The organism is Caldivirga sp. MU80, from assembly GCF_001663375.1.
GTDB lineage: Archaea > Thermoproteota > Thermoprotei > Thermoproteales > Thermocladiaceae > Caldivirga.
Genome location: NZ_LCTF01000016.1, coordinates 1 through 19,050 on the forward strand (window position 1 = coordinate 1; position 19,050 = coordinate 19,050).

The window sequence follows — 19,050 nt, forward strand, 5'->3', positions numbered from 1 at the left end:
CGTATAGGTTTGCACCAAATAACCTGTAACCCCTTGTGACTGAGGATTTACTGGAACCAAGTATCCTAGCCACCTCATCACTCAGCCTCTCACCAACCAACCTACCCGTGGTGAATTTACCACCAATGACAGTGGCCATGTTGCTGGGCTTCTCATGCCTAATAACCATGAAGTCCCTTGTAGCCTCCCTGGTATCCACACCCTGCATCTTGATGAGGGGCCTAACTGAGGCATATGCCCTAACAACACTTATCTTAGCCAGCAGCGGTACCATTTGAGAGCCCTCCGACGTGAGGAATTTGATGTCATCATCTGAGATTGGTAGGTTATCCGGGTCCTCCACTATAACTGCCGTGGTGCCCATTATTGACGTTGAACCATAGGGCAGGAGTATATCACCATCTGAGGGCATCCTTAACCTGTTGATAACCCTCCTAGTTAACCTACGTTGGTAAACAACCATAACACCCATAGTTGGCATCATATCAACATCGATTCCTGCCATTTTAACAACCCTATAGGTCCAGGGGCCGGCTGCCACTGCTATAACCCTAGCCTTAACGCTCCTAACCCCACCTGTCAAGTGATCCTTAACCGAAACTTCCCTAACTTCACCCCCATTAATGTTAAATCCTATAACTTCAGCGCCCTGCATTATTAAGGCACCCTCCCTATGTGCTGAAATCGCTATGCTGAACATTAAATCCCTGGCGAAGACAACCTTATCAGGAACCTCAACCACGGCCTTGACGTTTGGGTTTAGGTTAGGCTCCTCCCTAACTGCTTCCCCTGGGTTAATCTCCCTGTGCTCAATATTAACTTGCCTTAACCCCCTTAGGAACTGGTCCACGTACTCCTCATCCTCCTTTGTAATTGCCACGAAGTAACCGCCGGTATCCTCAACGGCGTGGGGTGCCATGTTCACGAGTACCTTATTCTCCTCAATGCACTCCACGGCGGCCTTCGGATCTGTTACAGCGTACCTAGCACCACTATGTAGCAGGCCATGCATCCTGCCACTCGTCCCACCGCCAATGGCCCCCCTCTCCAGTAGTACTACACTGAAGCCTCTTAGGGTCAGATCAAGTGCCGTGAATAAGCCATTAATACCCCCGCCAATCACGGCCACGTCGAAATCCACCTAACCACCCATTAACGCTAGGTATCAAACTTATTTAGGTTTTACCTCATGGTTAATACCGCTTAATGGGTTTACTGCTCATACCCATAGGCCCAAGGCACTTCCTTAGCCCAGCCAAGGGCCCTCTGCACCGCCGCCTTCCACCCCCTGTAGAGCCTCTCCCTGGTCTCAGGATCCATGGTTGGCTTGAAGACCCTGTCCAGGGCCCAGTTAGCCCTAACCTCATCTAGGCTACCCCAGAATCCAATGGCTAGGCCAGCTAGGTATGCTGCGCCCAGTGACGTTGTTTCAAATACCTTCGGCCTCCAGACTTCCACGCCAGTTATGTCGGCTTGGAACTGCATTAGGAAGTTATCCCTTGCAGCACCCCCATCAACCTTAATCCTGGGTATCCTTAACCCAGTGTCGCTAATCATGGCCTCCAGCACATCCCTATTCAAATACGCTATTGACTCCAACACTGCCCTCGCAATGTGCCTCCTTGTGGTGCCCCTGGTTATGCCTATTATAAGCCCCCTGGCGTATTGATCCCAGTAAGGCGCCCCCAGGCCCACGAAGGCTGGGACGAAGTACACACCCCCAGTGTCCTCTGCCGATGCTGCTAGGGGTTCAACCTCATCGGAAACCTCTATTATCTTAAGCCCATCCCTAAGCCATTGAACAGCTGCGCCTGTTACGAATATGCTACCTTCAAGGGCATACGTTGCCCTACCCCTCTCCAGCGAGTAGAACACCGTGGTTAGTAGGTTTCCTCTAGACATGATGGGCCTGTCCCCAATGTTCATGAGCAGGAAGTTGCCGGTTCCATAGGTTGACTTAACCTCACCAACTTCAAAGCCAACCTGCCCGAATAGCGCCGCCTGCTGATCACCAGCGGCACCACACACCGGTATTGAGACCCCACTAAACAGTTTATTAGATACCTCAGGCCCAGTGTAGCCGTAGCAATCTCTATCACTCGACGGCCTGGGTAGCGGTAGGATGACCCTAGGTATTTTACCCTCAACCTCCAGTAGTTCATCATCCCAGTCAAGCCTATGGATATTGAATAGCATTGTCCTTGAGGCGTTACTGTAATCAGTAACATGAGCACCGCCTAATCCAGGCGTGAGCGTGTCCCCACTACCCCTGGTTAGGTTCCAGATGACCCAAGTATCCACGGTACCGAAGATAGACTCATCCCTAACAGCCCTCTCCCTAAGGCCAGGGACATTATCAAGAAGCCACCATACCTTAGTACCGGAGAAGTATGGGTCCGGGATTAGGCCAGTCCTAGACCTCACAAGGTCCATGTGGTTAGACCTCAGGTAATCAACCTGTGGGGCTGTCCTCCTATCCTGCCAGACAACGGCATTGTAGGCGGGTTGCCCAGTCCTCGGGTCCCAGATGACCGTGGTCTCCCTCTGGTTAGTGACTCCAATGGCCGCAATCCTCCTAGGGTCCACCTTAGACTTCTCAATAACCTCCTTGACGACCAGCATGACCTTCTCCCAAATCTCAAGCGGGTTATGCTCAACCCAACCGGGCTTAGGGTAGATTTGAGTATGTTCACTGTATGCGTAACTGACAATCAACCCATTGTGGGACACCAAGGCAGCCCTGGTTCCAGTGGTACCCTGGTCAATCACCAGGATAAGGCCGTCGCCACGGTTCATAGCCCTAAACCCAGTAGCCGCATAGGGCAACTCCTTAATAAGGGGCACGCGTAGGGTGCTCGTGGAAATCGGCCACTTTAAATGGTTAAGGTCGCACACGGCCAGGTACAACCTATCAAGCAGTGGCGTGATGCCGATAACCCTGGGTGAGTTGGTGAAGCTTGGGCAACCGGGCAACATAATTGATGAGTTAACCAGTACCTACGCCATCGATAAGGTTAACATTGCGTTAACCCACGGGACACAGGAGGGTAACTTCGCAGCCCTATCAGCATTAAGGGAACTCGGCATCGACAGGGTCGTGACAGTAGTGCCCGAGTACGAGCCCATAAGGGCATTACCGGGGTTCCTAGGCCTAAGGCACATTGAGGTTGAGGTTCATGAAACACTCCTAGAGGTTATTAACCACATTGAACCGGGGACTGTGCTCCTCCTCTCAAACCCAAACAACCCAACCGGGCTATTCCTAGACAGGAAGCTTCTATGGGAGTTGAGTGATTCATTAAGGAGGAGGAATGCCTACGCAGTGCTCGACTCAATATTCCTCGAGTTCGTGGAGGAGGACCTCAGGCAACTACCCCTCGAGAACGTGGTCTACACATTCAGCACATCTAAGTTCTACACAATGAGTGAGCTTAAGGTTGGTTGGGTGATTGGCGATGAGGCCATTATTAAAGCAATTAACGGCATCATTGACCTCGTGAGCCCATTGGTCCTGGAACTGGACCTGGGTTACGCTTCAATACTAATTAGGAGTAGGAAATGGGTTAGGGAAAGGAACCTAGGCATAATAAGGCCCAATGTTGAAGTCATGAGGAGGCTGATAGACGCCTTGAGTGGTGGGGTTAAGGTTTACTACACGGAGTACATGCCCATATTCTACATGAGGGTTGATTGCCGGGGCTTAACAGGAACCTCACTGGCTGAGGGGCTACTGGCCAGGGATGTGTTCGTGGTTCCTGGACACTACTTCGGTAGAGATGACGGCATTAGGGTGGGGTTAGGTTCGGTTAAGCCTGAGACCTTTGAGATAGCCATGAAGACAATAATTAATGTTGTTAATAGTGAGTGTTCATCAAAACACCACTAGAGTTAATTTATAGTAGAGGAGGGACTTACAATGGAGGGAACTTGGTGCCTATCTAGACTTCGCTTCTTCACCAGCTCCAAGTACCTCTTAACAGGACTCAAGGTCAGTGTAGATGTAGAGACTGGTGGAAAGGGTTGATGGGGCGGCTAGGAAGATTTAGGGTAAAGTGATGGTGGTCCTGCACCGCCTGAGGATGGTTCAGAGACTTGAGATGTGTTTGAATGTTTTTAATTGGGTGGGTTCTATGTTTTAATGCGTCTCAGGACTCACGTAGCCTTCTCCATGGGTTTAATAGCGCTGCTGGAGGTGCTGCTTAGCGTGGTTAACCCAGTCCTAGTGATCGGCTCATCATTCGTATTATCATACCTAGTGAACTTCATAATAGATGCACTCGGCCATGAGGAGAGGGCTGGCCGTCCAGTGAGGTCGCCTAGGACACATACAGTGGGTAGGTCGTTCACCATTGGTTTGGTGCTTGGCTTGGCGGTGGCGTTGTTCCTACACTACATGGCCCCGGTTAACCTAATGCAAGCAACCGTGGTCACCTTAATGGGCCCCATGGTTGGGTGGAGCCACATGCTTCTCGACTCGTTAACCGAGGGTGGGGTTTTCGTTAAGAGAAAGGGTAGGTGGGTTAGGTTCGCCCTAGCCCACTGGAGCTATAGGAACCCAGCCGCCAACTGGCTGTTCACAATGCTTGGCCTAGCCATGTTAGCCTACTCAATAGCGCTCATGCTTCATGTGGTACCGCCTTAGGGTCAGGCTCAGCGGTTACATCAGGGCTCAGCGCTGCAAACTATCATCACTAGTTAAGCCGGCTCGTTAACCCTAATAAGCTTAATTGTGGTTAAGCATAAAAGGTTAGTTGGAGTGCTTAAGGAGTGATCAACGTAGATGAGTTAACGGCCAACCTGCTCAGCAGTTGCGCCGGTGAGGAGTTCCTGGGTAGGGTGCATTCTGAGGTTCAGGATACAATAATTGATGTGGCCGAGCTTGGGGTTAGTGATGAGGTTCTCGTTAAGGTGCTCGGCATCTACGCAGTGGCCCAAGCCCTGAGGTGGGTTAGGCTTAACGTTAACACCCAAGCCCCAACAGAGGCCCTCAGCGATGACTACGTTAGGGTTATTCAATGCCTAGCCGACGCAATTAGGGGTAAGGGTGCCGGCGACTGCCACGTGTCCAGTGAATTGTTCAGGAGGGCCCTCCAGCATGGGTTAACCCTTATTAATGAGGTTAAGGTTAAGTGCCTCAGTGACCTGTAGTTAATTTTAAAAGGGCCAATAAACTGGGCTTAAGGATAATAACATGCCCGCATTAACATCATCAGGTCAACCCAGGAGGCAGCATAAGGCGCTTGGTAATGCTCCATGGCACGTTAGGCGTAGGCTGCTCACAGCCCCATTATCAAAGGAACTTCAGAGGCAGTTTGGTGTTAAGAGGGTCCCGGTTAGGGTTGGGGACACCGTCCTCATACTGAGGGGGGACTTCAAGGGGACCAGGGGTAAGGTAACCAGGGTTGACTACAAGAGGGTTAGGATATACGTCGACTCCGCCACGAATAAGAAACCCAGTGGTGAGGCGGTGTACTACCCGATACACCCATCGAAGGTTGTGATAGTTGAGCTTGACCAGAGTGACAAGGCAAGGATGGCCGCCATTGAGAGGGCTAGGAAGCAGAGGGAGGTGGCGTTAGGGGGTAAGGTTGAGGTTGTCACGACCCAGCAGGGTGGTCAACCATGACCCACCTGAGGAGGTCAACCACACCAGACTGGTGGCCTATTAGGAGGAAGGAGGCCCCTTGGTCTGTTAAGCCAAGCCCAGGTCCGCATCCAGCTGACTCAAGCATACCACTGGCCATACTGATCAGGGACGTCTTACACTACGCCAAGACACTGAGGGAAGCCAGGTTAATAGTGGGTAAGGGTTACGTTAAGGTTGATGGGGCCGTTAGGAGGGATTATAAGTACCCCGTGGGTTTAATGGATGTCGTGGAGTTAACGCCCACTAGTGAGTATTATAGGATGGTTCCTGACCCAGTCAGCTTCCTTAAGCCCATTAAGATCGATAAGGCTGAGGCGAACCTGAAGATATGCAGGATAGAGAACAAAACCATGGTTAAGTCCGGTAGGGTTCAACTAAACCTACACGACGGAAGGAACATTATTGTTGACCAGGAGGAGGGAAGGAAGTATGGCACACTGGGTAGCGTGCTGGTTAATCTTGAGGAGGGTAAGCTGGTGGACTACTACCCAATGGAGCCAGGTCGATACGTGATAGCCTTCGATGGGGTTAACGTGGGTAGGCATGGGACACTGATGGGTTGGATTAGGCCACTTAGGAGGAGGGATGCAATAGCCACCGTCAAGGCTAAGGAGGGTGAGTTCAAGACTGTATTAGACTACCTACTGGTGGTGGGGAAGGAATCACCAGTCCTAAAGGTGACCGAGTGATGCCGGCCATAGACCTATCAACAATCGACCTGAAGACCATTAAGCCAAGCGACATAGACTGGAGGAGGTTCGTACTGGACACTGGACACCCCATGAGGAGGGTCTTCATTTGGAGCGTTGCAGTTAACATGGGTGTTGGGCAGAGCGGTGAGAAACTTGAGAAGGCTGCTAAGGTAATGGCTGAGTTAACAGGTAGGACGCCATCCTATAGGCCAGCCCACAAGTCAATAAAGGACTTCGGCATAAGGAGGGGTGAGCCGATAGGGCTGCTGGTAACCCTAAGGAGGAGTGAGGCGGTGTGGTTCCTACTAAGGGCCCTGGCGGCAGTGGACTTCACCCTAAGGGAGGAGAGCTTCAACGCAGGCAACGTGAGCTTCGGGGTTAGGGAGCACATACTCGTACCCGGGGCTAGGTACGACCCAGCCCTAGGCATATTCGGCTTCGACGTGGCGGTCACCTTGGCGAGGCCAGGCTATAGGGTTCAGTATAGGCGTAGGGCAAGGTCAAACATAGGCAAGGTGCATAGGGTGACCAGGGAGGAGACGATCAGGTTCTTCCAGGATATAATAGGAGTCAAGATACTTAAACGCTAACCACTGGTAATAGCATCTACATTTAATCCACAGGTCCCTACGGGGTTTGAGTTAATCCACCTAATTAGCCGCCCAGCACCCATGGCATGGTATAACTCCCCTTCAGTCGGCATCCACCTGGAGCCCAACCTGGGCCTCACCACACGGAGCTCACAGGCCCATGCGGGCCTAAGCCCCCCTGGTGTATTAATCCAGGGAGGCCCGTGTGCCTGGGGAGTTTCCTAAGACCACCCGTCGCCGTGGTGGTCCTGAACCGCCACCACACCATGGGTGCCGGGCTGTTGTTAAACCAACCCCTTTGATTATAAACCTTCCCCTTTCAACTAACTTAAACCACAAGAACCCTGTCACTATTCTTAGTCCTCATTATTAATGATGGGAAGTCCAGCGCTTCATCAACGAGTTCACTTAGCTCATCCTTACTCACACCGTAAATTGCCATAACCCCTGTGCACGCGATGACCTTAAGGTTACCTAGGGATTTGGCATTACTGATTATGCTTAAGTAATCGGCCTTAAACCTACTATACCTCTCCCCCTCTCCCTGGTCACTTAACTGCGGGGTCTTCTTGAAGGCCAGTATGGCACTGCCACTTATGAATAAGACTACCTCATCCCCTAGGGCTGAGTATGATGCTGCTAGGGCTGATGCAACGTAGAGTTGTGCTGGGTCATTCCTGGTTAGTATTATGTACGTCGCCATTAGGGTGGCTCCACCTCTGATGGTATTAACTAAGCCGGTTAATGCTTAATATGCAGCGTTAAATATCAACGACGAATTGAACCCTGTAATGGTCATTAACCTTATCAATCCTCATCATGTTGTAGGTCATGGCCTTCACAATAGTTCCCCTGAAACCATGCTTATTAACATCATAATGCTCACCCAGCAGTACAGCCTCAATCCTACCGCCCTCATCAAACCTATTAATGACAATGTCCCCAATGGCCATCTTCCTCCCATCAAACCAGTAAATAACCTCATCAATCCAGTTGAAGAGCAGTTGCTCAAGATCAACACCCTCAACGGTTACGTTAACGGCCTCAACCTTATCAACCCTACCCGTATCATACATTATGTTTAAGACACCCAACGCAGCGTTCCTGAAGGCCTCAGGTAACGTTGAACCGTTAGCTATGATGAGGATGTCCGCCGTGTGGTCACCGTACTCGAAGGGTGGGTAAGCCACGTGGGTAGTGTTGATTAAGGTTTAATAATTTTTAACCAACATGAGCCTAATCCTAGAAGGTTAACACCTGGTAGCCATTGTTTATGTAGTACGAAACCCGTTCACCAGCCGGCTTAAGGTCAACCTTGATTTTAAGCAGACTTGAGTCAATACCCCTACCCTTAGCGTAGTTTATGCAGGCCGAATGACCCCCTCCCCGCCTCAGTGAGGCGGGTTTTCCACCGTGGGGGCCTCGTCCGTTACCCCCTCTTTGGGGGTTAATGGTTTCGTTCTTGGGGTGGTGGTAAGGGTGGGTAATCGACCCACCGGCTCATCCAAGGCAAGAAAACCCCCTCTTGGGGGCACCACCCCAAGCACCAAAATTCTAGCGGAGCTGGAATTAATAAACCTATCGTCCCCACGTAGTGGTACAACCCCGCCCTAAAGGGCAGGGCTTGACCATTTTTGTCAACTGCACCGTTCTTAAGCAGGTAGTCGAAGTCCTCCCTAGCCTGCCCCTCAAGGTTAAGCAGTTTCTCCTGACTTGGCCCAAAGAATATTATCTTCAAGTCCTCAAACCTCCTATTAGCCACAGAGGCTGCGGCCATCCTTAGGGCTAGGTCCATCTTCTGGTCGCCGCTCATTATTAGGAAAACCACCTTAACCATGACTGGGCGAGGTAGTTGCTATTTAAATACGCTACGTGGTCTATAGCCTGAAATTGCGGAAGCCATATTAAGGTGGCTTGGACTATGGGACCTGGTGATGATGCTTCACCCCACGTGAACCGTGATGATAAACTCCAATACTGACATCACCTCGAGGCAAAGAACCCTATTAACAGCCCCACCAGGAATATGACTATCATGACTACTCCAAGGCTTAGGAGGAGCCCTGAGAGGAATGCCGCCGCGGCCAGTGAGAAGCCTAGGACATGAATGAGCACTGCCATGCCTCTCGGCGAGATTACACCGATTAGTAGCAGGATTAGTACTATGGCGCCTATCACTATAGCCGCCACTATGAGCTTTCTAATCAGGAAACCCACTAATATGCCCAGTACAAATACTATCAACGCCATGACAAGGCCGCCGATTACTGCATCTATCGCCGTCATTATAATCAGTGAAGGCAGGTTAATCATAAACTAGGTACTATCTGGAGTTTATAAGTATAGCGTTACTCTTACTCATTGTTCATAGCTTCATCTACCTAGTGCTTATTTAAATTAGATGTACATCTAGCATGGAGATGTGCTATGCGCTAGGCCTTGTAACTACCTGTGTTATCCTCAGGCTTCTGTTGTAGGATAAGATGTTGCTCATGGATACCTCAACGTTTGGGTTGGGTATGCAGATTATTGACAGTGAGTCGTAGGTGACTATTAGCCTTATCGAGTTCCTAAGCCTATGGAAACTAAGCACTTGGCAGAGCCTATTCATCAGTGTTAGGTGGCTTGGCTTCAACTCATGGCTAATCATCCTCTCACCCCTGGACTCACTCAATATTGACCTTAACCTACCCCTAACCTCATTCATATAAGTCTCAACGGCGTCATACACACCCTCAAGCCTACCCATAACCACCCTACCTAGGGTGGCCAAGTCTATTATGGGGACCATTAGGCCATCATCTCTCTGTGTTGAGCGCCAAAGCATGGATTCGATGAAAACGTAGAGTAGGGCTGCATTAACACCGTTGATGTATGGTGTGTTTAGGAGTAGATAGTCGGTGTATGAGCCCATGAAGCCGAACCTAAGGTTCTCGGTTATTATCGAGGACACTAGACCATCGGCATCACTAGCCTTAATGGCGCTAGGTTCAATTAGGGTGGGCCAGGGGTTCAGGTGGAGGGACTTCAATGGGTCGCTGTGTAGACTTAGTGGCAGTGACTGGCGCTTAAGCTCAACTAAACCATCATTAGCCATGGCGCTCAGGATGCCTGATGCATCGGCGCCGTTCTCATCTAGGGTTAATCCAACTAGGTAGGTTAAGTAAAGCCTCCTGGCTATGGTTGGCCAATTGTTCAACGGCCCTATGGTGGTTGGGTCGATGACCTGCTGGAGGTTGCTGGGCGTGTGGCTAAGCAGGATTACATTGCCCTGTGGGTTAGCTTGAACATTATTCTCAAGCCCAATCAGCAGCGTAATATCGTAACCCTGAATGAGCTTAAGAACCCTCTCATCGTTAATCGAACCGGCGAAGGTTAGGTGTGTTTCAAGGCCCAGGTAATACCTAACCATGAGCAGGGCTAGGGCCAGGGTGACACTGTGGGTAGATGGGAAGGTCACCATGAGTAGTGGTTTACTGTTCCTAATTATGGGCTCTATGAGCGTTATCCCCCTATAACCCCTCACAGTTTAACGCATACGCACCACCTTTTTAACGCTCACACCAACCACGTTAAGTACAAAAACACACCCAAGGCTGGCTGGTAATGCTCCATGAGCCAAGTAATCCGCTGTTCGGCGTGAACAACCCCAAGGGTAGGGTGATAGTGGTGGGCATACCGATGGAGGACACGGTTAGCTTTAAGCCAGGGACAAGGTTCTCCCCAGGGGTGCTCAGGTTCATTTCACCATACCTTGAGGCAACCCCAACCGAGCACCTGGGTGTTGAACCACTGGGTGAATTTAGGGATGTTGGTGATGTACCACTGCTCCAGGGTGAGGCTGAGGTTAACCTGGGCAGGGTTAGGGAGGTTGAGGCTGGGCTACTGGGGAGTGGGCTCGTGGTTAACATTGGTGGTGAGCACACGTTATCGCTAGCCGTGGCTAAGGCCATTAGGGATAGGTTCGGTGAACTTGGTGCCTTCATACAGTTCGACGCCCACCTAGACCTAAGGAGTGAGTGGCCGCTTGGGCAGGGGTTAAGCCACGCCACCTTCGGTAGGTTGCTCAACACCGAGGTTAAGCCGTCAATGTACGTTAACCTGGGCTTCAGAGGTTACGATGAGGAGGAGCTTGACTTCGCCGTGAAGCTACGCAAATCAATTCTCCTGGACTCCGTGGAGTTAATGAGCATAAGCCCAGTGGGGCTACATGAAGTGCTCTCCGGTTTAACGGATATTAAGGCCCCCATACACCTATCCATAGACATGGACGTCTTCGACCCAACCATAGCCCCAGGGGTTGGTAACCCTGAGTCGGGAGGCGTTGACTATTGGGCAGTCTACAGAGCGCTTAGCGTGCTAATGCCCATGGTGGCGGATAGGTTAGTCGCCGTTGACGTGGTGGAGTACTCACCCCCAAATGACCAGTCCAATGCGACAGCCTCATTGACGCTGAAGTTGATAGTGGACATAGCAAACCTGTACCTATGGAGCATCAGGTGCAGGAGTGCCCGTGGTTAAAATTTAAGAGGCGTTGAATAGGGTTACCTAGAAGTTTAACTCCCCTAGGTTACCCAGGTCGCTTGTTGCCTTCTCAGAAAGCACATCATTACTGACGGATATGCTGTACCTAAGCCTATACGTGTAAACCAAGGCACCCGACTCCTCAGTGGGTTGTAGACTCAACTCACCGTTAATATCGGCATGACCCTTCTCTACACCATTCCTAAGCAGGCTCCACCTCATGGACACTACCAGCTTATCCCCACTCCTCTCAACACTCCACTTCCTCTCCCCAGGCTGCAAATCATAGGTGGTGGCGTACTCCTTAACCATATTGGTGAATGAGCCACCCTCCCCAAGGGGCTGGGATAACCCAGCCTCCCTGGGCCACCTCTCAAGTCTCCTCAACCGAGCCTCCTCGGGTGTATCCTTACTGAACCTTATTGGCACCTCTATCTCCGTTTCGTAAACCACAGTGTACTCGGATGACATAGTAACCGCGCCTAAGCTAGGTTAATTAATGTTTTCACATGTTAATTTGAGAAATCTTTATTAAAGGGGTTACCACTGTGAAGGCCATATGGCGGTTAACGGAGTTGATCTACTGACTCTGAGCATACTCCTAGCCTTTATACTTGTGGTAGTGGGGGTAATGTTGATTATTGCAGATGCAGCCAGGGGTAAAGGGGACGAGGAGGGTAGGGGAAATGCCAAGTACGGTGGGGTGGTTGTCATTGGGCCCGTACCCATTGTCTTCGGGAATGATTCATCGGTGGTTAAGTGGGCCATCATATTAACCATAGTTGTGATACTTGTCTTCGCATTACTCATACTACTGCCGATGATGGGTGTTTAACATGAGGCTCTATCAAGTTGGCCTAGCGCTAATATTCGCCGCCGTGCTCATACCGATAATAGCCATTGTCCTAACGGCATTAACCACCCAGCCAAGTGGAGTCACCTGGGGTGGGGCCATCCTGGTCTTCCCAATACCAATAGCCATAGTGCTGGGCAATAAACCAACCATAGTAACCGCCCTATCCTGGGTTATGCTAGTAGTCTTCGTAATCTTCCTAGTACTCTTCATAGTTATGCTGCTTCGCTCAAGGGGGATTAGGCCTAGTGGCCTTGACTCATCAGGTGTTTAACTCCATTATTATGAGCCTCCTCCCATCCTGGCCCGGCAGTATGAAAGTTAACTTATATGAGTCACCGAACATTATGGCGGATACATCATTCCCCAGGTGGACCTCACCATCAATGCTATGTATCATGCATGATTCACAGCCCCTAGCCTCCTCAATAATGCCCCTTATCACGTTAGGTATGTTAGTGCCATCCGTGGTTAAGGCCACCAGCAACTCGCCATGGTCACCGTGGGAGTGGTAATCGGCGCTAGCATGGTACTCGCTCTTAATGGCATCAACGACCTTACTTAAATCCTCCATGAACCCAGGGGGTGCTGTATGCTGGTGATGCTCCTCACCCTCTTCACCCTCCTCATCCTCAGTGGCTGGGATGACCACTATGTTGAGCACCAGTTCAAGCTTATCCGAGGCCCCAATCCTCTTAAGCTCATTCCCAAGTCTCCTCCACTCCTCAAGCCCAAGTTTAACTTGCTTGAAATCAAACACAACCAGTCACGTTAACCGGGATTTATAAGACTATCCCACTGGGCAATTAAGCTAAGACAGGAAGACACGCCTATTCGCCACCATTTCTCAGTGGGTGGCGGTTTAGTGGCCCGCCATCTACCTCTCAACGGTCACCCGCAGTTCCCAGCCCTACGGATCTCGGGACCCCAGGGTCATTAGCAAATGTGTTGAGGTTTAGTTTCATAAATCTTTTGGAGGATAGCCACAAATAAGTTATGAGTAACCGTAAATAATAATGAAGACAGAAACAGTCTATAGATAACCACAGGCAAACCTTATACGGCCTCCGGCATCTAACCCCTAGTGTTTAGGCAATACAGGGTTAACTTTATTTAGGGTCGTGGTTGTGGTTCATGTGGCTAGGCTCCTCATTGTAAGCGACTCAAGTAGGTTTAGTGTGAGTAAATTGGCCGGCGAATTGGCTAGCATGGGCAACCAGGTCACCCAACTTAACCTAGATAACGAACCATTTAACCAACGCCTAGCCAACAACTACGACCTTGTGGTCTTCACGGCCATTAATCCATACACGGCATTGTCAATAGCGTTAACAGTCAGTAGGAGCATTAATGATGCAGTGGGTATGTTGAACTCCCTATCGGTAGTCAAGCTACTTAAGGAGCAGGGGATTGAGTATGAGCTGGTTGCTGGTGATGAGGCCGTTAAGAGGGTGTTCACCAAGGGTCCCTACTACTTCAACACGGCCTGGTCCCTAGGCCTAGGGGGGTTTGTGGATACTGTTGAGGGGGCTAGGAGCATACTTGAGTATAGGCACTACCTGAAGAACCCACTATCACTAGTCTCAGTACTAGTCCACATTAGTAATGCCCAAGAGTCCAAGGTATTCGCCACGGTTAGGCATGAGAGGTACGGTGAGGTATTGAGGAGACTTAACGTCCAGTTCGCCGAGTTAACAATAGTCAACGGCGTGATAGTTGAGGCTAACCCAACACCAGAGGTGCCGTTGGGAAGTGTTAGGGAAGTGGCTGAGGTGATTAACAGTAATGTCAAGTGAACTGGAGGTTACCTTAAGGATTAGGGTAATGGACTGCTCAGACGTAGTCAAGGCGCTAATGGTTGACGAGGTTAATCTACCAAAAGGCATTAGGACTAGTATTGAGTGCAGTGGCGATGAATTACGGTACACGCTGAGGGCTGAGGTAGGTAACCCAAGGAACGTGCTATCCGCCTGGAACACCATCGATGACCTGCTTAGGAACTTAAAGGCTATTCTCTCAATTCAGATTCATCAATAGTACTCTCATTAATAAGAATGTGTACTATTAATTAAGTTCTGGTTAAAATACATGAATCCAAACTAAGGAACATTAATCTTGAAGCACTCCGCCGTAAAATCCCTTAAAAGGTTAGGTTTTTCTCTTAAGCTATAAGGATTAAAAATACCGGTGAGGTTGGTTTTGGGTATGCAGGACTTCATCCACGTTAAGGATGTTGCATCGGTTGGGGAGGGTAAGCTGGTTAGTGTTAGGGGTTGGGTTTATAGGAAAAGGGAGATCGGTGGAAAGGTCTTCATAGTGGTTAGGGACTCAACGGGCATTGTCCAGGCGGTTGTGGGTAAGGATAACGGTGACGCCTTTAAGAAGGCTGAGCAGCTTAACATAGAGTCCTCACTGGTGTTGAGGGGCTACGTTAAGAGGGAGCCTAGGGCACCTGGGGGTTTTGAGATCCAGGTCATTGACATTCCATGGAGCTTCGTTGGTTGGCAGTTCCCCATAAACGAGGACGCTGCTAAGGCTGACTCGGAGTACCTGCTCGACATGAGGCACCTGTGGGTTAGGAGTAGGAGGATGCAGTCGGTGTTGAAGATTAGGGATACGGTCTTTGGGGCCATACACGAGTGGTTTAGGGGCAACGGCTACTATGAGGTCCAGGCGCCCATGTTCATAACCTCGGCTGTTGAGGGTGGGTCAACGCTCTTCGAGGTTAACTACTTCGACTCTAAGGCATACCTAACCCAGTCATCCCAGTTCTACCTAGAAGCCCTAATATTCTCACTGGAGAAGGTCTACACAGTGGCCCCAAGCTTCAGGGCTGAGAAGTCTAGGACGCGTAGGCACCTGACCGAGTTCTGGCATGCGGAGGCTGAGGTGGCTTGGGCTGGGCTTGAGGACATTTTCACGGTCACCGAGAACCTGATAAGCCACGTGGTTAAGAGGGTCCTTGAGAGGAACCTAGAGGAGTTAAGCATACTGGGTAGGAGGACCGAACCCCTTGAGAACGTTAAGCCACCCTTCCCGAGGGTGAGTTACGACGAGGCAATAGGCATACTCAACAGGAAGGGGTTTGACTTGAAGTGGGGCAGTGATATAGGTGCTGATGAGGAGAGGGCGTTAACCCTTGAGTTCACTCAACCAATACACCTGCACCACTTCCCCGAGCAGGTTAAGGCATTCTACCACAGGAATGACCCAGCTAGGCCTGAGACGACGCTAAGCGTCGACGTACTCGCCCCCGAGGGTTATGGGGAGGTTGTGGGTGGTGGGGAGCGTATATTTGACTACGATGAGCTCGTGGGCAAAATAAGGAGGTTTAACCTAAACCCGGATGACTACCAGTGGTACCTTGATCTCAGGAGGTATGGTTCAGTCCCCCACGCAGGCTTCGGCCTTGGGGTGGATAGGCTGGTCATGTGGATATGCGGACTTGATCACATTAGGGATGCATTACCCTTCCCAAGGGACATGAGGAGGCTTAAACCCTAGATTACTGAGGCTATGGCTATTAGTATCATCATTATGGAGGCTGAGGATAAGGCGGCCGTTGTAAGGGCAATAATCCTCCTCATCCTGGCGAGAACCTCCTCATGAACGTAGATGGCCATTGACACGTCCAAGAAACTATCCTTAACAGCAAACACTGACATTACAAACACGGCCACGTCAAGTATGGCTATGGAGACCAACTCATACACGAACCCACTTGAGCGTGCCGCTGAGCCAAGGTGGATGAACAGTTCGTTGACCCCTAGGTAACCGTGAACCATGGCTACCGTGGAGAGGAGTATAGCCACTATGCTCAATCCAAGTAATACATAGACCGCCTTAATGTTCATTAAATGTGCCTAACTCATTAATTGTTTAAATAGGTTGCGTCATCTGGGTATGGTACCCCCAGACCTATAGTACATGCACTTATCCCTAATTGGGCACTCACCGCAATGTGGTCTCCTACTTCTGCAAATCCTCCTACCGAACTCTATTAAGCCCAGGTGTACCCTTAGGTAATCCCCGGGGCTCAGTATGCTCCTCCAAAATAGGCTGACATCCTCATATCCACCCACCACGCCGAGCCTATGGCTAATCCTCATTATGTGGGTGTCCACTGGGAAGGTTGGCCTACCTATGTTCAGCAGCACCACGTCAGCGGTCTTAGGCCCAACCCCAGGTAGGCTCATTAGTGTCCTCCTAGCCTCATCAGTATCCATGTTCCTAATGAACTCCAGTGACCCACCGTACTTCGTGTTCACTACGGTGGCTAGCTTAATTAACCTATCCGCCCTTTGCCTAAAGGACCCTATTGGCCTAAGTAAACCCTCCAACTCCAGCCTACTGAGGCTCAGTATAGATGAAGGTGTTATTGACCCCAACCTAGCCTTAAGATCCCTGTAAACCCTAGTGGCAACCTTATCACTAGTGTTCTGGGTTAGCATAACGGCCACTAGGCCCTCGAATATTGATACACCCCTGGTGAAGACCCACCTACCCAGGAACTCCCCCTCATCAATCTTAACTAGGGATATGGCCTTAAGGGCATCATCCCTTGTTAAACTTACCATGGCTGGACTTGGGTCACCGTTAATTTAAAGTATATGGATTTGTTCACCTGGCCGGTGCCTTAAAATTCAACAATCCTCTTACCCTTACTCCTATACTCCTCAATCAGCTTAGTGGCTACGTCCTCAGGTAGCTTAATGGTTACTAGGCTTGACTTGGCCCTAGCCTTCAGCTTAACCACATTACTAACCTTCTTAACCCTAATCTCCTCAGCGTTGTCGGCATACCTCCTCCACAGGTCTATTAGGAAGACTTCCCTTGGCATATCTTCGACTCACCAGTACCCCTTTAATACTTTCCTCTAAAGCCTGAGGTTAACCATTACACACCCTCCTCACGGTTCTTCAACCACCTCTTTAAGTCCGGTGCAGCGTTTATGAGAACCTTGGTGTATTCATCTTTTGGGTTGCTTATTATTTCATTTATGTCACCCTCCTCAACTATCCTACCATTCCTCAGTATAACAACCCTACCCCTACCTGACTTCAGTAGCAGTATCCTGGCTAGGGCTAGGTCGTGGGTTATGAAGACTAGGCTTAGGCTTGACCTATGCATCAACTCTATGAAGGTGTTTATGAAGCCTATCCTCAGCGAGGAGTCTATCATGGTCACAGGCTCATCGGCAACTATGAGCCTTGGGTTTGATGCAAGGGATCTAGCTATGGCAACCCTCTGCCTCTGCCCCCCAGACAATTGATGCGGGTATTTGTTCATGTAGAAGGATGGCGGTACAAGGCCAACTAGCCTAAGCAACTCCTCAGCCCTGGTCTCAGCGTTAACCTTGGGGTTCCACCTCCTTATGGGGGCCATTAACTGCTCCCCGACTGTTAACGATGGGTCTAGTGATGAGTATGGGTCCTGGGGAACCCACTGAACGCTCCTCCTAAACTCCTCAAACTCCCTACCCCTCAGTGAGTATATGTCCTTACCCTTGAATAGAGCCAACCCACTGGTGGGCCTCTGAAGGCCAAGGATCACCCTGCCCATGGTTGTCTTGCCTGCACCACTCTCGCCCACGACTGCAATCACGTCGTTGTCCCTTATGCCCAGGTTAACGTGGTCAAGGGCCTTGGTAACCCTCTTACCGAATAGGCCAACCCTCTCCGTGAAATAGACGCACACGTCCCTAAGCTCAATTAGGTACTCATCACTTCTCATATAGGTGACACCTCACCACCCTACCATTAATGTTATACTCCCTTGGCTTTTCAACCTTACACACATCCATGGCGTACTGGCACCTGGGCCAGAAGGGGCATCCTTGAATATCCTCAAGTGGGTTCGGTGGTTCGCCGGGTATTGGCCTAACCTCCTCGGGGCTTGAGGAAAGTGAAGGTGTTGACTGTACCAGTGCCTTTGTGTAGGGGTGCTTGGGGTCAATTATGACATCCTCCGTGGCCCCAATCTCCATAACCTCCCCATTGTACAGGACGATTACCCTGGAGGCTACCATGGGTACTATGGATATGTCGTGGGTTATGAAGATTATTGTCGTGCCCAACTCCTCATTAATCATCTTAACCAGTTTAAGTATCTCCATTTGCGTCACCACGTCTAATGCGGCAGTTGGCTCATCCATAATCACCAACTCCGGGTTTAGGAGTAGTGAGAGGGCTATGGCAACCCTCTGCTTCATGCCACCGGACAATTGATGTGGATACAGGTTAAACACCCTAGCCGGGTCAAGCTTAGTGAACTCCAGTACCTCACTAGCCCTCTTCAAGACATCAGCCTCATCACTGATTCCATGTGCCCTGGCAGTGTCGAGGAAGTGGTCCTTAACCCTCATTGTTGGGTTGAATATGTTCTGACTGGCCTGGGGGACCATGGAGACCTTAACCCACTTATACTTCAAGTTGAATTCATGTTCACTGAGTGAGAGTAAGTCAACTCCATTGTAATATACGTTACCACCCTTAATCACCGCCGGGGGTTTAAGCATACGCATTATTGCTAAGGCTAGGGTTGATTTACCTGAACCACTCTCGCCAACAATGCTAACTATCTCACCCTTATTAATATCCATGCTAACCCCCTTAAGGGCCTTAACCGCAATCTTAAGGTCTGGCAACCTATACTCCACGTTAAGGTTCCTCACGCTAAGTAGTGGCATACCTACGGCTCCACAGCACGTTAAGGCTCTATTAAAAGCTTTACTCAATATAGTAG

Annotated in this window: 26 protein-coding genes; 12 read left to right on the forward strand and 14 right to left on the reverse strand. The window is 50.2% G+C overall.

The window, feature by feature from the left end; genetic code table 11:
• The coding region (locus AAX04_RS05820) for an FAD-dependent oxidoreductase (RefSeq protein ID WP_066795439.1) at window positions 1-1,141 on the reverse strand (1,141 nt) is incomplete at its 3' end.
• A gap of 71 nt (window positions 1,142-1,212) precedes the next feature.
• Window positions 1,213-2,796 (reverse strand): glycerol kinase GlpK, encoded by a 1,584-nt coding sequence (gene glpK / locus AAX04_RS05825; protein ID WP_066795594.1) that lies wholly within the window; start codon window positions 2,794-2,796, stop codon window positions 1,213-1,215.
• Between the two features lie 61 nt (window positions 2,797-2,857).
• On the opposite strand from glpK, the gene AAX04_RS05830 reads away from it, so the two are divergent.
• The 6 genes from AAX04_RS05830 to AAX04_RS05855 all read left to right on the forward strand — a co-directional run bounded on the left by AAX04_RS05830 (window position 2,858) and on the right by AAX04_RS05855 (window position 6,929).
• The gene (locus AAX04_RS05830) at window positions 2,858-3,886 is read left to right on the forward strand and encodes a pyridoxal phosphate-dependent aminotransferase (RefSeq protein ID WP_066795442.1); all 1,029 of its coding nucleotides are present in this window, start codon (window positions 2,858-2,860) and stop codon (window positions 3,884-3,886) included.
• 252 nt (window positions 3,887-4,138) lie between these two features.
• Window positions 4,139-4,642, forward strand: a complete 504-nt coding sequence (locus AAX04_RS05835; protein WP_066795445.1) for a DUF1286 domain-containing protein — start codon at window positions 4,139-4,141, stop codon at window positions 4,640-4,642.
• Between the two features lie 125 nt (window positions 4,643-4,767).
• A complete protein-coding gene (locus AAX04_RS05840) occupies window positions 4,768-5,148 on the forward strand; it encodes a hypothetical protein (protein WP_066795449.1) in 381 nt (126 codons plus the stop codon).
• 43 nt (window positions 5,149-5,191) lie between these two features.
• A complete protein-coding gene (gene rplX / locus AAX04_RS05845; RefSeq protein WP_066795452.1) occupies window positions 5,192-5,626 on the forward strand; it encodes a 50S ribosomal protein L24 in 435 nt (144 codons plus the stop codon).
• Window positions 5,623-6,336, forward strand: coding sequence for a 30S ribosomal protein S4e (locus tag AAX04_RS05850; protein ID WP_066795455.1), 714 nt, complete (start codon window positions 5,623-5,625; stop codon window positions 6,334-6,336). The genes rplX and AAX04_RS05850 overlap by 4 nt, the downstream gene beginning before the upstream one ends.
• Window positions 6,336-6,929 (forward strand): 50S ribosomal protein L5, encoded by a 594-nt coding sequence (locus AAX04_RS05855; protein WP_066795461.1) that lies wholly within the window; start codon window positions 6,336-6,338, stop codon window positions 6,927-6,929. Before AAX04_RS05850 ends, AAX04_RS05855 begins: the two co-directional genes overlap by 1 nt.
• 328 nt (window positions 6,930-7,257) lie before the next feature.
• Here the strand turns inward: AAX04_RS05855 and AAX04_RS05860 are convergent, their stop codons facing one another.
• The 5 genes from AAX04_RS05860 to AAX04_RS05880 all read right to left on the reverse strand — a co-directional run bounded on the left by AAX04_RS05860 (window position 7,258) and on the right by AAX04_RS05880 (window position 10,455).
• On the reverse strand, window positions 7,258-7,632 hold the full coding sequence (locus AAX04_RS05860) for a DsrE family protein (protein WP_066795465.1): 375 nt from the start codon (window positions 7,630-7,632) through the stop codon (window positions 7,258-7,260).
• A gap of 58 nt (window positions 7,633-7,690) precedes the next feature.
• Window positions 7,691-8,119 carry an archease gene (locus AAX04_RS05865; RefSeq protein ID WP_066795468.1) on the reverse strand — a complete coding sequence of 143 codons (429 nt, stop codon included), beginning with the start codon at window positions 8,117-8,119 and terminating at the stop codon, window positions 7,691-7,693.
• 257 nt (window positions 8,120-8,376) lie between these two features.
• Complete coding sequence (locus AAX04_RS12280) at window positions 8,377-8,766, reverse strand: hypothetical protein (RefSeq protein ID WP_066795471.1); 390 nt, start codon at window positions 8,764-8,766, stop codon at window positions 8,377-8,379.
• 146 nt (window positions 8,767-8,912) lie between these two features.
• Complete coding sequence (locus AAX04_RS05875) at window positions 8,913-9,242, reverse strand: hypothetical protein (RefSeq protein WP_066795475.1); 330 nt, start codon at window positions 9,240-9,242, stop codon at window positions 8,913-8,915.
• A 112-nt stretch (window positions 9,243-9,354) separates the two neighbouring features.
• Entirely contained in the window at window positions 9,355-10,455 is a 1,101-nt protein-coding gene (locus AAX04_RS05880; protein WP_066795478.1) for a hypothetical protein, read from the reverse strand.
• Window positions 10,456-10,535: 80 nt separating this feature from the next.
• On the opposite strand from AAX04_RS05880, the gene AAX04_RS05885 reads away from it, so the two are divergent.
• Window positions 10,536-11,450 carry an arginase family protein gene (locus AAX04_RS05885; protein WP_066795481.1) on the forward strand — a complete coding sequence of 305 codons (915 nt, stop codon included), beginning with the start codon at window positions 10,536-10,538 and terminating at the stop codon, window positions 11,448-11,450.
• A gap of 27 nt (window positions 11,451-11,477) precedes the next feature.
• Here AAX04_RS05885 and AAX04_RS05890 read toward each other — a convergent pair whose 3' ends face one another.
• Window positions 11,478-11,924, reverse strand: coding sequence for a hypothetical protein (locus AAX04_RS05890; RefSeq protein WP_066795484.1), 447 nt, complete (start codon window positions 11,922-11,924; stop codon window positions 11,478-11,480).
• Between the two features lie 88 nt (window positions 11,925-12,012).
• Here AAX04_RS05890 and AAX04_RS05895 point away from each other — a divergent pair, with 88 nt between their 5' ends.
• Window positions 12,013-12,288, forward strand: coding sequence for a DUF131 domain-containing protein (locus AAX04_RS05895; RefSeq protein WP_066795486.1), 276 nt, complete (start codon window positions 12,013-12,015; stop codon window positions 12,286-12,288).
• A gap of 1 nt (window position 12,289) precedes the next feature.
• Window positions 12,290-12,580, forward strand: a complete 291-nt coding sequence (locus tag AAX04_RS05900) for a hypothetical protein (RefSeq protein WP_066795488.1) — start codon at window positions 12,290-12,292, stop codon at window positions 12,578-12,580.
• Here the strand turns inward: AAX04_RS05900 and AAX04_RS05905 are convergent.
• Window positions 12,569-13,066, reverse strand: coding sequence for a hypothetical protein (locus AAX04_RS05905; protein WP_238377816.1), 498 nt, complete (start codon window positions 13,064-13,066; stop codon window positions 12,569-12,571). The two genes, AAX04_RS05900 and AAX04_RS05905, sit on opposite strands and share 12 nt — an antisense overlap.
• Before the next feature lie 376 nt (window positions 13,067-13,442).
• Between AAX04_RS05905 and AAX04_RS05910 the strand changes: the two genes are divergently transcribed.
• The 3 genes from AAX04_RS05910 (at window position 13,443) to asnS (ending at window position 15,810) form a co-directional block, all read left to right on the forward strand.
• Entirely contained in the window at window positions 13,443-14,102 is a 660-nt protein-coding gene (locus tag AAX04_RS05910; RefSeq protein ID WP_066795493.1) for a hypothetical protein, read from the forward strand.
• Entirely contained in the window at window positions 14,092-14,343 is a 252-nt protein-coding gene (locus tag AAX04_RS05915) for a KEOPS complex subunit Pcc1 (protein ID WP_066795498.1), read from the forward strand. The genes AAX04_RS05910 and AAX04_RS05915 overlap by 11 nt, the downstream gene beginning before the upstream one ends.
• Before the next feature lie 168 nt (window positions 14,344-14,511).
• Window positions 14,512-15,810, forward strand: a complete 1,299-nt coding sequence (gene asnS / locus AAX04_RS05920) for an asparagine--tRNA ligase (protein WP_066795501.1) — start codon at window positions 14,512-14,514, stop codon at window positions 15,808-15,810.
• Here the strand turns inward: asnS and AAX04_RS05925 are convergent.
• The 5 genes from AAX04_RS05925 to AAX04_RS05945 are packed head-to-tail and all read right to left on the reverse strand — an operon-like array spanning window position 15,807 to window position 18,994.
• On the reverse strand, window positions 15,807-16,160 hold the full coding sequence (locus AAX04_RS05925; RefSeq protein ID WP_066795504.1) for a hypothetical protein: 354 nt from the start codon (window positions 16,158-16,160) through the stop codon (window positions 15,807-15,809). The genes asnS and AAX04_RS05925 overlap by 4 nt on opposite strands.
• A 39-nt stretch (window positions 16,161-16,199) precedes the next feature.
• Complete coding sequence (nth, locus tag AAX04_RS05930) at window positions 16,200-16,883, reverse strand: endonuclease III (RefSeq protein WP_066795514.1); 684 nt, start codon at window positions 16,881-16,883, stop codon at window positions 16,200-16,202.
• Window positions 16,884-16,942: 59 nt separating this feature from the next.
• Window positions 16,943-17,146 (reverse strand): 50S ribosomal protein L38e, encoded by a 204-nt coding sequence (locus AAX04_RS05935; RefSeq protein ID WP_066795517.1) that lies wholly within the window; start codon window positions 17,144-17,146, stop codon window positions 16,943-16,945.
• Window positions 17,147-17,202: 56 nt separating this feature from the next.
• Window positions 17,203-18,039, reverse strand: coding sequence for an ABC transporter ATP-binding protein (locus tag AAX04_RS05940; protein WP_066795521.1), 837 nt, complete (start codon window positions 18,037-18,039; stop codon window positions 17,203-17,205).
• A complete protein-coding gene (locus AAX04_RS05945) occupies window positions 18,029-18,994 on the reverse strand; it encodes an ABC transporter ATP-binding protein (RefSeq protein ID WP_066795524.1) in 966 nt (321 codons plus the stop codon). The genes AAX04_RS05940 and AAX04_RS05945 overlap by 11 nt, the downstream gene beginning before the upstream one ends.
• Window positions 18,995-19,050 lie beyond the last annotated feature (56 nt).